This window comes from Streptomyces sp. NPDC020742 (assembly GCF_040641675.1).
Taxonomy (GTDB): Bacteria; Actinomycetota; Actinomycetes; order Streptomycetales; family Streptomycetaceae; genus Streptomyces.
The window spans coordinates 215,210-227,953 of record NZ_JBFAEA010000005.1; the positions used below are offsets into that span (position 1 = coordinate 215,210).

The following is a 12,744-nucleotide window of genomic DNA, read 5'->3' on the forward strand; positions in this document are numbered from 1 at the left end:
CGCCCCCGCTCCCCCGCTCGCCGGCTCCCTCAGACCTTCCGCCAGCGGGCCATCGCGAAGGAGAACACACCGAACAGGGCGAGCCCCGCTGCGACCAGCACCAGGAGCCAGGGGCCCGCCGGGGTGTCGGCGAAGGAACGGAGGGTGTCGTCCATGCCCTTGGCGCTCCCCGGGTCGTGGTGCACCGCGGCCTTGACGGCGAACGCCCCCGCCGCCGCGAAGACACCGCCCCGGGCGACTCCGCCGGACACCCCGAGGGCGTCGACGACCTGCCGGGTGCGCCGCGACATCTCGTTCCGCCTGAGGTTCTTCCGGAAGGAGCGGAGGGCGGCCCGCGCCGCGATCCACACACCGGCGACGACCACACCTGCCCCGGCCACCGCCACCAGCCAGGGGCCACCGGGGAATTCCAGCACCGTGGCCGTCGCGTCCCGCGACTGCTGGTCGCTCGCCCCGCTGCCGTCGCCCTCCCGGCCGGCGGCGAACTCCACGACGGACAGGGACACAGTGGCGTAGAAGACGCACCGGCCGAGCGAGAGCAACCGCTTGCCGGGCCGGTGGCCGTCCGGGCCGGCCGCGCCGAACAGCGCCTCCGAGAGCCGCCACAGCGCCATTCCCGCCAGGCCGAGGCCGAGTGCCCAGATCGACGGATTGCCGAGCGGCGCAGTGGCCAGTTCGGCCAGCGCCCCGCCGCGGTCCGCCTGTTCACCGGAGTCCCCGAACGCGATCCGCAGCGCCAGCACGCCCACCAGAAGGTAGATCACCCCCCGCGCGAGGAAGCCACAGCGCGCCGCAACCCGGATCGGGTTGCTGCGGGCGCCGCGCCGAGCCGTCCGGCCGATCTCCGGAATCGGGACTGTCGCGTTCATGCTGCCTCCACAGGGCCTGGTGCCGCCGCCGGCGGTGCACTGCGTCTGCCCCGGACGCCCGGTGTGAATCGCCGCCCCCGACCGAGGGCCTCCGCACCGGAGGCCGCCCAGGTGTGCCGGAGACCGTCCGCAACCGCTCGTCGTCATCGGTGCCCACCCCGCCTTGGAGTCACGGTGGACACGCTCCGCGCGGCGCGCCGGTTCCCGCACGAAATTGCCTGGAATTCCTAGAGTAGTGGGGCAAAACACCTCAACCCCCGCGCATAACGCTCCGCGCAGCGCATCCGGTGCGCGCCGCGCTGTGCGCCCACCCCGGACATCGAGGGCACGCACCATGGAGATGCACGCGTCGGCCACGCCGGCTCCACCCACCAGTCCCGGCCTCAAACGGGACATCGGACTGATCGGGCTGATCTGGACATCGGAGGGGTCCATCATCGGTTCCGGGTGGCTGTTCGGCGCGCTGTTCGCCGCGCAGGCGGCCGGCACCGCCGCCCTGATCTCCTGGGTCATCGGGGCCCTCGCCATCATCCTGCTGGCCTTTGTGCACGCCGAGTTGGGCGCGCTGTATCCGGTCGCGGGAGGCACCGCGCGCTTCCCCCACTACGCGTTCGGCAGCGCGGCCGGCGCCTCCTTCGGCTGGTTCTCCTGGCTGCAGGCGGTCACCGTCGCCCCCATCGAGGTCATGGCGTCGCTGGACTACCTCAGCGTGCACGCGCCCTGGGTGCAGTCCGGGAAGAACCATCTGACGCCCGCCGGATACGGTCTGGCCGTCGCCTTCATGGCCTTCTTCGTCGTCGTCAACTACTGCGGCATCCGATGGCTGGCGCACACCAACAGCGCGGCGACCTGGTGGAAGGTGTTCGTCCCCGTCCTGACCATCGTCGTCCTGGCGGCGACCGCCTTCCACGGCGACAACTTCGGCTACCAGGGTTTCGCCCCGTTCGGCGCCCGGGGCGTGCTCTCGGCGATCAGCACCAGCGGCATCATCTTCGCGCTGCTGGGCTTCGAGCAGGCCGACCAACTGGCCGGCGAGAGCCGCAATCCGGCACGGGACATCCCCCGCGCGGTGATCGGCTCGATCCTCATCGGCGTGCTGATCTACATCGGACTCCAGGTGGTCTTCATCGGGGCGCTGCCGCACAGCGCGTTCGCCCACGGCTGGGCCGACCTGTCGTTCGCCGGCAAGGCGGGCCCCTTCGCCGGCCTGGCCAGCGCGATCGGGCTCGGCTGGCTGGCCACCCTGCTGTATGTCGATGCCGTGATCTCGCCGTCCGGTACGGGCCTGATCTATATGACCGCCACCTCCCGGGTCTCCTACGGCCTGTCCCGCAACGGCTATGTGCCGGCCGTCTTCGAGCGCACCACCAAGCGCGGGGTGCCGTGGTTCGGCCTGCTGTTCGCGTTCGTCATCGGGCTGGTCGTCTTCCTGCCGTTCCCCACCTGGCAGAAGCTGGTCGGGTTCGTGACCTCGGCGAGCGTACTGATGTACGCGGGTGCCCCGCTCGCCTTCGGCTGCCTGCGCAAACAGGACGCGGACCGACCGCGGCCCTACCGACTGCCGGCCGGGATGTTCTGGGCGCCGCTGGCGTTCATCGTGTCCAACCTGATCATCTACTGGGCCGGCTGGGACACCCTGTGGCGGCTCGGGGTGGCGATCGTACTGGGCTATGTGCTGCTCGGCGGATCGGCGCTGCTCCGGCTCAACCCCAAGGTGCCGCACCTGGACTGGCGGTCCGCGCAGTGGCTGCCGGTGTACCTGCTGGGCATGGGCGTGATCTCCTGGCAGGGCGGGTTCTGCAGCACCGGCCCGGCCGCCACGGCGTCCTGTGGCGCCACGGACGCCCTGCCGCTGTGGTGGGACATGGCGGTCATCGCGGGCTTCAGCCTGGCGATCTACTTCTGGGCACAGCACGTGCGGCTGCCGGACGCGGAGACGCAGGAGTACATCGGGTCCGTGGAGGTGGTGTCCGGCGGCTGACCGCGGACCGGCCGCTCCCCCGACATCCTTACGACATCCCGTGGTTGCGGGTCGCCTCGGCGGGGCCCGCCCGGAGGTTGCCGCTACGGGGAGCCGCGGAGGACCCGTCAGCATGCGCCGCCAGGTGCCGCCGCGCCCGACCGGAACCCCGCCGGTCAAGTGTCTCTCGCCGGTCAGGCGTCTCCCCCGGTGTCCACCGCCCCGGCCACTCCCGGGTCGCGTTCCGCCGCGACCAGGACGCCGTCGAGCACTCCGGGGAAGCGGGCGTCGAGGTCGGCGCGGCGGAGGTGGAGGAGCAACCGGCGGCCGTCCCGGCGCTGGTGGACCACGCCGCTCTCCCGCAGGACCCGCCAGTGGTGGCTGGCCGTGGATTTCGACACCTCGGGGAGCAGGTCCCCGCAGGACATCTCCTCGCCCTCCCGCTCGCGTTGGGCGAGCCGGTGCACGACCAGCAGGCGCAGCGGATGGGACAGCGCCTCCAGCACCTCGGTGATGCGGAGGTCGTCACGGTTCGGGTTCCTCGGCGTCGCCATAGTTCGATGATACGCGTACTTTGACGCGACGATTCGGTGTGATTAATGTTCGCGTACAGTCGAACTATCGAACCATGGGGATTGGGGCACACGACATGAGCACGGACGCGAACGGCACCAGCGCGCAGTACCGGGTGGGCAAGGCCTTTCACACCGCGTTGATCAACGCCGACTGGGCGGGCATCCGGTCCCTGCTGCACGAGGACGCGGTATGGGTGCTGCCCGGGGACAACGCCATCTCCGGCCCGGCCGAAGGGGCGGACGCCATCGTCCAGCGGGCGCAGCGGATCGCCGGCTACGGGCTCGCCTTCGAGCTGCTGCACACCCTGGTCAGCAGGGAGAACGTGGCGCTCTCCCTGCACAACACCGCACGCCGGGGCGACCTCGTCCTCGACGAGTACCTGTCGACGGTGTGCCGGCTGCGGGACGGGAAGGTCGAGTCGATCGAGACCTACCTGTCGGATGTCGACGGGATGAACGCCTTCTTCGTCTGACCCGCCGTCACAGGTGTCCGGGCCGGGCCGGGTGTCCGGCCCGGCCCGAGCCGACGACGGTGCGCTGGACGGCGTACGCCCGGGCCCCCGGAGCGGGCGGCCGTCAGGCCTTCTCGAACACCGAGACGTGCCCGCGGCTCGCCGCGGTGAAGGGGCTGCGGGCCCAGTCCGTCCAGCGCTCGCGCAGCCGCAGACCGGCGAGCTGCGCCATGAGGTCCATCTCGCTGGGCCAGACGTAACGGAGTCGCAGCGGCCGGAGCGAGGTCCCCTGGGGGCCGAAGGTGACGCGCTGATAGGTGACGGCCTGCTCCACCGGGTCGTGCAGCAGGAACTCCATGTGTACCGCGTCGTCGGACAACTGCCGGGTGGCGACCCGCTGGTGGCGGTCGAACTCGGTCAGGTCCTGGATGAAGCACTCGACCACAAAGCAGCCGCCGGGTGCGAGCACTTCGGCGACATTGCGGAAGCAGTCGACTTGCCGGGCCTGACTGGGCAGGTTGAACAGGGTGTTGTACACGAGGTACGAGAGCTGGAAGGGACCCTCCACCGGGACGTCGGCCATATCGCCGATGGTGACGGGGATGTCGGAGCCGCCGGGCTTGGCGCGCAAGCGCTCGGCCATCGCGGGAGAGCCGTCGATGCCCTCCACCCGGACGCCCCGGGCGGCGAGCGGGAGCGCGACCCGGCCGGTGCCGACGGCGAGTTCGAGGACCCGTCCGTTCTCCGGCACCAGATCTGCCAGGAAGTCGACGGCGGGGCCCGGGTCGATCCAGTTCCGCTCGTCGTATTCGTGCGCGTAACGGTCAAAGAATGAAGGATCGTTGAATCCGGTCACGGCCGAGGAGTCAACCAGCAGGCGGCCCGCCACGCCACCGGATTTCCCGGCGCGGAACAGCCTCCGGGCCGGCAGACGGTCACTCGTCGGTCTTGATCTTCTTCATGATCAGGTGGGAGTCGACCCGGGCGACCGCCCGCAGCCCCATGAGCTTGGTGGTCAGGAAGGCCTCGAAGGTGGCCGGATCCTCGACGGCGACGCGGACGAGGTAGTCGGGCCGCCCGAACAGCCGGTGGAACTCGATGACCTCGTCGTAGGACGCGATCGCGGTCTCCAACTCCTCGACGGTCTGCAGGTCGTTGACGCTGATCTCCACGGCGACCATGACCTCGAAGCCACGGCCGGCCGCCGCGGGGTCGATGCGCGCCCGGTATCCGGTGATGATCCCGGCGTCCTCCAGGCGCTTGACCCGGCGCAGGCAGGGCGGCGGGGTGAGCCCGACCCGCTTGGCCAATTCCACATTGGTCAGCCGACCGTCCTGGCGCAGGTGAAACAAAATATCGCGATCGACGCTATCCATGGTCACTATGTTGCGCTACCTCGCGCTCCAGGGGAATAACTCAACACCATATTACGCGCGAAAACGCCTAACATTTCCCGTATGAACGCCGCACCGGCCGGCACCATAGGCCGCCCTCCTGCACCGCCCGCTCCCCCACCCCCGGCCTCGGCCCCCACCCCGGCACCGTCCGATTTCCGGGCGGCCGTGAAGGACTCCAGCTCCGTGGGCCTGGCCCTGTTCCCACTGGGGGTCGCCCTGGGGGTGCTGGTCGTCCATGCGGGCCTGGCCTGGTGGTGGGCCACGGTGTTCACCGCGGTGGTCTACGCGGGGTCGCTGGAGTTCCTCCTGGTCGGTCTGGTCGCCGCCGCCACGCCCCTGGCACAGGTCGCCCTGACCGCGTTCCTGGTCAACTTCCGGCATGTGTTCTACGCGCTGTCCTTCCCGCTGCACCGGATCGCCTCCCGCTCCGGCCGGGCGTACGGCACCTTCGCGCTGACCGACGAGGCCTACGCCCTGACCACCGGCGAAGGCGCACGGTCCTGGAGCGGCCGGCGGATCGTGTGGCTCCAGGTCCTGTGCCAGGCGTACTGGGTCGCGGGGGCCACCGTCGGCGCGCTGTGCGGGGCGGTGGTCCCGGCCGGGCTGAGGGGTCTGGACTTCGCGCTGACCGCGCTGTTCGTGGTGCTGGCCGTCGACGCCTACCGGGCCCGGCGCGATCTGCCCACCCCGGTCCTGGCCCTGGTGTGCGCGCTGGTGGCACGGTTCCTGGTGCCCGGTCAGATGCTGCTCGCCGCCCTGGGCCTGTTCACCGCCGGACTGCTGGCCCGGCACGCCCTGGCGAAGCGGAGGTCGACCGATGCCTGATCCGTCGTATGTGGCGGGCGCCGTGGCCCTCTCCGCCGGCATCACCTGGGCGCTGCGGGCGCTGCCGTTCACCGCGCTGGCGCCGCTGCGGGCCAGCGCCGCGGTCCACCACCTCAGCGTGCACATGCCGGTGGGGGTGATGGTGATCCTCACCGTCTACACGCTCCGGCACGTCTCGGCGCCGGCCGCGCTGCCGGCCGGTCTGGCCCTGGCGGTCACCCTGGGCCTGCACCTGTGGAAGCGCCATGCCGTGCTGAGCGTGCTGGGCGGTACCGCGGTGCATGTCCTGCTGGCCAGTACGGTCTTCGCCGCCGCCTGACCCGTCGCCCCCGGTCGGCGCGCTACTGGTCCGCGGGGAAGGGCTGGACGCAGGCGATGAGCAGGGCCACGTCATCCGGGTCGTCCGGGCGCCGGAGTTCGCGCAGCAACCGGTCGCAGGTCTCCTCCAAAGACGCGTCGGGGACGTCGAGCAGCCCCCGGAGGGTCTCCAGGCGCTCGTCGATGGCGTGGTGCCGGGTCTCCACCAACCCGTCGGTGTACAGCACGAGTTGGTCGTCGGGGGCGAGCGCGATGGTGGTGGTCTCAAAGGGCACCCCACCGACCCCGAGCGGGGTGCCGGTGGGCAGATCGAGGAGTTCGGCGGACCGCCCGCTGCGGACCAGGACCGGCGGGAGGTGGCCGGCGGTGGCGAGGTGGCACTCGCCGCGGTGCGGGTCGTAAGCCGCATAGACGCAGGTGGCGATGTAGTGCTCCAGCCCCGCGGTGATCCGGTCGAGGTGCCGCAGGACCTCGTCGGGGGCGAGGTCGAGGTCGGCGAAGGCGCTGGTGGCGGTGCGCAGCCGGCCCATGGTGGCGGCGGCGTCGATGCCGCTTCCCATCACATCGCCGACGACCAGGCCGGTCTTGTCGCCCTCCAGCGGCAGTACGTCGTACCAGTCGCCGCCGACCTCGTAGGTGGCCTGTGCGGGCCGGTACCGGGAGGCGATCTGCAGCCCGGGCAGGCGCGGCGGGTGGTCGGGCAGCAGGCTGCGCTGCAGGGTCACCGCGGCACTGCGCACGCTCTGGTGCGAGCGGGCGTTGTCGACGCACACCGCGGCGCGGGAGGCCAGCTCGGCGGCGAGGGCCAGGTCGTCCTCGTCGAACGGGAGCGGGTTGCGGGCGCGGCTGAGGCCCAGGAAGCCGAGGATGTTCCCGCGGGCGGTGAGCGGCACGGCGAGGTAGGAGTGCACACCGGAGCGGGCCAGCAGGCTGGCCGCGTGGGCGTCCCGGGCGATGCGGGCCAGGTCCGCTTCATCGGCGCGGGGGATCAGCACCGGCCGGCCGGTGCGGACGCACTGGGTGGCCACCCGGTCCGCGTCATAGGCGGCGATCCGGCCGGGGGGATCGGCGGCCTGGACGGCCACCGTGGGGTAGCCGGCCTTCACCGCGAGGGCCCGGAAGACGGCCGGGCCGTGCCGGCTGGCCGGGCGGTACTCGTCCAGGACGGAGTCCAGCACATCGACCGCGGCCACGTCGGCGAGCGCGGGGACGGTGACCTCGGCCAGCTCCCGGGCGGTCTGGTCCACCTCCAGGGTGGTGCCGATCCGGGCGGAGCCGTCGGCGATCAGGGCCAGCCGCTGCCGGGCCTCGGCCGCCTCCTTGGCGGACTGGTACCGGTCGGTGACGTCCACCACCAGGTCGGCGACGCCGAGGACCCGCCCCTGGGGGTCCTCCAGCCGGTACAGCGAGATCGACCACGCGTGCTGGTTTTCCGGGTCGGCCGGGGTGCGGCCGACGATGGTGGTCTGGTCGACCATGGGCTCGCCGGTCTCCAGCACCTTGCGCATGGCGGCCTCGGGCACCTCGAACTTCGCGGCGGTCATGATCTCCCGGTAGTGCCTGCCGAGGTGGTCCTTGGCCGGGATGCCGTGCATCCGCTCCAGGGCGGGGTTGACGGCCACGTACCGCAGTTCGGTGTCGAGCATCGCCAGCCCGATGGGCGACTGGGAGATCAGCCGGCTGGACAGGGCGACCTCCCGCTCCAGTTCGCGCAGCGTCGAGGCGTCGGTGGCGAGGCCGAGGGCGTAGATGCCGCCGCGTTCGTCCATCAGCCGCATGTTGCGCAGTTCGACCGGCCGTGCGGTGCCGTTCTTGTGCCGGACGGGGAACACCCCGCCCCAGCTCTGGCCGGTCTCCATCACCTCGGCGAACTTCTTGATCACCAAGTCCCAGTGCTCCTGGTTGACCAGCAGCGGCGCGGCGTACTGCCCGAGCGCCTCCTCGGCCGTGTAGCCGTAGAGGTCCTCGGCCTGCGGGCTCCACAGCACGATCCGGCCGTCCGCGTCCACCAGGACCGCGGCCACGCCGAGCAGGTCCAGCAGGGCGCTCGGCCTCGACGAGCCGGCTCCGAGATCAACGTGGCCGACCGGAGGCCCCTCGGCTGAGCTCACCCGGCCTCCTCACCTCGACAAGCCCCGTGGATACCGTCCCTGCTCGGGTCCGCGACCCGGCCCGAGGGGGCAGGGCGGCCGGTTCGCGCAGGGAGCGCTTCGCCTTCCATCGTCCTCCGGGATCAGCCACCCGCCACCTCGTCCACCGGGAGGACGGCGGGAAGCCCTCCGCGGGCACGCCGAAGCGGTGCGTAGCCGGGCGGGGAGGGCCGAGTCCGGTCAGGGCCACGGGCACCGGGCGCGGTGCCCTCCCACAGCCGGCCCGGGGCCCCGGTGTGCCGGGGCTACAGGTGCGGGGGCGGAGGGGGCGAGCCCGGCGGTAGGGGGTCCGTGCCGGGGGCGGCCTCGGGCGCGACCAGCAGCACCGGGCAGGGGGCGTGGTCGACGATGAAGCGGCCGGCGGGGCCGAGGCTGTGCGGCCCGGGGTGGGTGCGGTCCCCGTCACGGGCCAGGACGAGCAGCTCGGCGCCCTCGGCGGCGGCCACCACCTCCCGCCCGGCCCGGCCGACGCGCTCGGTGCGGCGGCACGGGCGTCCCAGCCGCTCGGCAGCGGCGGCGAGCAGGTCAGCGGCGGAGGCGGCGGCCAGGTCCTCGACCGCGGTCCCCGGATCGCTGCCCCAGCCCTCGGCCGCCGGCCGGTGCTCCCGGGGGTGGGCGCGGCCCATCAGGCCGGCGTAGGCGCCGTGGGCGGCACCGGAGGCCTCGGGGTCGGTGATGTGCAGCAGGACGACCTCGGCCCCCTCGGGCGCATGCGCACGGGCCGCGTCCACACAGGCGGGCCAGGTGTCCTCCACGATCCAGGCGATGACGGTCACGCGATCAGCCTCCGAATGCGGTCAGCGAACCCCACAGTGCCACCACCGCGAGCACCAGCGCGGCAGGCACGGTGAGCAGCCCGAGCCGGGTGAACTCGCCCAGGCTCACCTCGGTGTCGTGGGCGTGCACCACCCGCCGCCACAGCAGGGTGGCCAGGGAGCCCGCATAGGTGAGGTTGGGGCCGATGTTCACCCCGAGCAGGACGGCCAGCACGGCGCCCGGCCCGGTCAGCGCGGTCAGTGGCAGCAGCACCAGCACGGCCGGCAGATTGTTGATCAGGTTGGCCAGTACGGCCGCCAGGGCCGCGACGCCCAGCAGGGACCAGAAGCCGGTGCCGTCCGGCACCAGGTGGCCCAGCGCGTCGCCGAGGCCGTTGTCGACCACCGCCCGCACCACGATCCCCAGCGCTAGGACGAAGCCGAGGAAGGGCACCGCCGCGGCCCGGAGCAGGGCGGCGGGGGTGGTGCGGCGCCGCGCCAGGGCTCGTACGGCGAGCACCACCGCGCCGGCGCAGGCCGCCCAGGCGGGGTCCACCCCGACCGCGGAGGTCAGCACGAAGCCGGCCAGCGTGCACCCCACCGTGACCAGCGCGAACACCGGTACCTCCGGCGGGGCGGCGGGCGGCGGAGCCTGGGCACCGGCGTAGAGGTCGGTGGCGAAGAACCGCCGGAAGACGAGGTACTCGGTGCCGATCGCGGCGAGCCACGGCAGCGCCATCAGGGCGCCGAACCGGGTGAAGCTCAGTCCGCTCGCGGTGAAGGCCAGCAGATTGGTCAGGTTGGAGACCGGCAGCAGCAGCGAGGCGGTGTTCGACAGGTGGGTGCAGGCGTACACATGCGGTTTGGGGCGGGCCCCGAGCCGGGCCGCGGTGGCGAAGACCACCGGAGTGAGCAGCACGATCGTGGCGTCGAGGCTGAGCACCGCGGTGATCAGCGAGGCGCTGGCGAACACCTGCACCAGCAGTCTGCCCGGCCGGCCGCCCGCAGTACGGGCCATCCACGCCCCGCACGCGCGGAACAGTCCCTCCTCCTCGCAGAGTTGGGCGAGGACGAGGACCGCTGCGAGGAATCCGATCACCGGCCCCAGCCGCTCGGCCTCGGCCCGGGCGTGCGCCAGGGAGATCGCCCCGGTGCCGATGAGCACGCCGGCGGCCGGCACGGCCACCACCGCTTCCGGCCATCCCCAGGGGCGCACCACCGCACACGCCAGCACCACCAGGAGCAGAGCAGCGGAGAGCGCTTCCGCGCACGAGGCGTTCAGCTCGGTGCCCTCTGCTTTCCGTCTCGGCCGATCTCGTCCCACCGGTCCGCACCGGCCACGGCCGTACTGGTACGCACCGGTCCGTACCCGCTCCGGCCGTACGCGGAGGCCGCGGTCGCTCGCAGCTCGCGGGACGGGGGACGTGGTGCCGGCACCAGTGTGGCACGGTGACGGACCGGGGCCGCGGACGCCGCGGGTGCGTACCCGCGGCGCATGCGGTGCCCGAGCCGACGGGCGTCGGCACCGACCGCGGAGTCGGCACCGGTGCCGGCAGCGAAGCGACCGCAGCAGCGACGGCGACAATCGTGGGGCGTGCGCGCCGAATTGGGCTCCGGATGGTGCGCGCGCCGTTCGTCGCCCCGGGCACCCACTTCTGCCGCGGCCGGCCCGCACGGAGGCCGTCCCGGCCCCGCACGCTGGACGCCGCGCTCCGCACCGGAGCCGTCCGCCCTCACCGGGACGGGTGACCGGATCATCCGCATGGCGCCCGTGCCCCTGCGGGCCGGGTCATTCGGTGCTGGGCTGGCAGCACGAGCCGTACACCGGCTGTCTTCGGTGTGCCCTTGTGCCCTTTCCCACGTCAGTTCTCACTTCAGCGCTCCGGGGGGAGCCGTTTTCGCCTGCGCGCGAAGACTTCCGAGGGTCTCCGGCGCGCTGAAGCCCCACCGAAGGAGCGAAGTGACCACTATCTCAGCGCGCCCGACGGCCGCCCCGGAGATCGAGCAGCTACCCGAACCGCCACTGCGCCGGTCCCGGGAGATTCAGGGCAATGTCCTTGCCGCTTTCAACAAGGACTTCATGGCGTTCCGCTATATGCGATTCCCCGATGACAACGGTGTGGGCGGACGCGGCTGGCTGTCCGTCATGCTGAACACGGTGTCGGTGACCGCGGGGGTCGAGGACTTCAACGAGGAGTTCTCCCTCTCCCGCCGGGCCTACGGCCAGGACCCGGCCATCACCGCCACCTGGGTCGGGGTGTCCCTGACCTACCAGGGCCTGCTCCAGGTGGCACGGGACCCCGAGAGGATCAAGCAGGATCTGTCGTCCTTCGGCTCGTTCACCCAGGGCCCGGCGGCCATGGCGGCGGAGCTCGGCGACGACGGGTCGAGCGCGCCCGGGAACTGGCTCTTCGGGTCGGAACAGACCGGGATCCACGCCGTGTTGATCGTCGCCGCGGACACCGAGGAGGCGCTCGAGGAGAAGCTGCGGAACATCGCCGCGGCGGACTCGGCGCACGGGGTGACGATGGTCCATCACGACGACGGCCGCACCCTGACCGGAGACCTGCGCGGGCACGAGCACTTCGGCTACAAGGACGGCATCTCCCAGCCGGGCGTCAAGGACTTCCACCGCGAGGACCGGGAGCACGCCGGCTCCCGGGAGAACCGCCCGGGGTCCACGCTGGTCGAGCCCGGAGAGTTCGTCTTCGGCCACCGGAGTGAGAGCGGCAAGCCGCCCGAGGGGCCCGCGTGGCTCGACAACGGTTCGCTCCAGGTGGTGCGCCGGCTGCGGCAGGACGTCGGCGGCTGGAACAACGCGGTGGTGCGCGAGGCGGCGAAGTTCCGGCCGACCGGCATCTCCCCCGACCTGCTGGGCGCCTGTCTGGTCGGCCGCAAGAAGGACGGCACACCGCTGGCCCAGGGCGAGAACCCGGTGACCGGGGTCGGCCAGGGCGCCAACGACTTCACCTACGAGAACGACCCGCAGGGCACACAGACGCCATGTGCCGCGCACATCCGCCGGTCGCACCCCCGGCACTTCGAGCCCACCCAGCAGCACCGCATCATGCGCCGGGGCATCCCGTACGGCCCGGCGTACACGGCGGGCGACGACGCGACGGACCGCGGCCTGATGTTCGTCTGCTACGGCACCTCCCTCGAGCGGCAGTTCGAGTTCGTCCAACGGCTCTGGTCGAACAACCCGCGCTTCCTGCCGGGGGCGGACGGCGCGCCCAACGGCCTCGACAAGGTGACCGGCACGATCAAGGAGGGCGGTACCGGCAACCCGGACGCCCACATCGTGCTGGCCGACGGCCAGGAAGGCACCGTGTCGATGGACCGGTTCGTACAGACCACGGGCGCGGTGTACGCGTTCACCCCGTCCATCACCACGCTGCGCCGGCTCGCCGCGCACGAGTCCCTGCACGGGAAGGGCTGAGCCG

The 12,744-nt window shown here is 72.3% G+C and carries 12 protein-coding genes; 5 read left to right on the forward strand and 7 right to left on the reverse strand.

The genetic code is table 11. The features are described from left to right. Positions 1–29 precede the first annotated feature (29 nt). Positions 30–869, reverse strand: a complete 840-nt coding sequence (locus AB0G84_RS12415) for a DUF1206 domain-containing protein (RefSeq protein ID WP_361318929.1) — start codon at positions 867–869, stop codon at positions 30–32. Between the two features lie 334 nt (positions 870–1,203). On the opposite strand from AB0G84_RS12415, the gene AB0G84_RS12420 reads away from it, so the two are divergent. Continuing rightward, entirely contained in the window at positions 1,204–2,850 is a 1,647-nt protein-coding gene (locus AB0G84_RS12420) for an APC family permease (protein ID WP_361318931.1), read from the forward strand. A gap of 173 nt (positions 2,851–3,023) precedes the next feature. Here the strand turns inward: AB0G84_RS12420 and AB0G84_RS12425 are convergent, their stop codons facing one another. Next, on the reverse strand, positions 3,024–3,383 hold the full coding sequence (locus AB0G84_RS12425) for a helix-turn-helix domain-containing protein (protein WP_361318933.1): 360 nt from the start codon (positions 3,381–3,383) through the stop codon (positions 3,024–3,026). Between the two features lie 95 nt (positions 3,384–3,478). Here AB0G84_RS12425 and AB0G84_RS12430 point away from each other — a divergent pair, with 95 nt between their 5' ends. After that, on the forward strand, positions 3,479–3,877 hold the full coding sequence (locus AB0G84_RS12430; protein ID WP_361318935.1) for a nuclear transport factor 2 family protein: 399 nt from the start codon (positions 3,479–3,481) through the stop codon (positions 3,875–3,877). A 103-nt stretch (positions 3,878–3,980) separates the two neighbouring features. Here the strand turns inward: AB0G84_RS12430 and AB0G84_RS12435 are convergent, their stop codons facing one another. Beyond that, the gene (locus AB0G84_RS12435) at positions 3,981–4,712 is read right to left on the reverse strand and encodes a class I SAM-dependent methyltransferase (RefSeq protein ID WP_361318937.1); all 732 of its coding nucleotides are present in this window, start codon (positions 4,710–4,712) and stop codon (positions 3,981–3,983) included. Positions 4,713–4,791: 79 nt separating this feature from the next. Beyond that, positions 4,792–5,232 carry an Lrp/AsnC family transcriptional regulator gene (locus AB0G84_RS12440; protein ID WP_361318939.1) on the reverse strand — a complete coding sequence of 147 codons (441 nt, stop codon included), beginning with the start codon at positions 5,230–5,232 and terminating at the stop codon, positions 4,792–4,794. Between the two features lie 204 nt (positions 5,233–5,436). Between AB0G84_RS12440 and AB0G84_RS12445 the strand changes: the two genes are divergently transcribed. Next, the gene (locus tag AB0G84_RS12445; protein WP_361319259.1) at positions 5,437–6,078 is read left to right on the forward strand and encodes an AzlC family ABC transporter permease; all 642 of its coding nucleotides are present in this window, start codon (positions 5,437–5,439) and stop codon (positions 6,076–6,078) included. Next, on the forward strand, positions 6,071–6,397 hold the full coding sequence (locus AB0G84_RS12450) for an AzlD domain-containing protein (protein ID WP_361318941.1): 327 nt from the start codon (positions 6,071–6,073) through the stop codon (positions 6,395–6,397). Before AB0G84_RS12445 ends, AB0G84_RS12450 begins: the two co-directional genes overlap by 8 nt. 22 nt (positions 6,398–6,419) lie before the next feature. On the opposite strand, the gene AB0G84_RS12455 is transcribed toward AB0G84_RS12450, so the two are convergent. From AB0G84_RS12455 to AB0G84_RS12465, 3 genes are all read right to left on the reverse strand, one after another. After that, complete coding sequence (locus tag AB0G84_RS12455; protein ID WP_361318943.1) at positions 6,420–8,507, reverse strand: SpoIIE family protein phosphatase; 2,088 nt, start codon at positions 8,505–8,507, stop codon at positions 6,420–6,422. Positions 8,508–8,791: 284 nt separating this feature from the next. Continuing rightward, the gene (locus AB0G84_RS12460; RefSeq protein ID WP_361318945.1) at positions 8,792–9,322 is read right to left on the reverse strand and encodes a universal stress protein; all 531 of its coding nucleotides are present in this window, start codon (positions 9,320–9,322) and stop codon (positions 8,792–8,794) included. 4 nt (positions 9,323–9,326) lie between these two features. Further along, on the reverse strand, positions 9,327–10,583 hold the full coding sequence (locus AB0G84_RS12465; protein WP_361319261.1) for an SLC13 family permease: 1,257 nt from the start codon (positions 10,581–10,583) through the stop codon (positions 9,327–9,329). Between the two features lie 678 nt (positions 10,584–11,261). Here AB0G84_RS12465 and AB0G84_RS12470 point away from each other — a divergent pair. After that, positions 11,262–12,740, forward strand: coding sequence for a Dyp-type peroxidase (locus AB0G84_RS12470; RefSeq protein ID WP_361318947.1), 1,479 nt, complete (start codon positions 11,262–11,264; stop codon positions 12,738–12,740). The last annotated feature ends 4 nt before the right edge of the window (positions 12,741–12,744 follow it).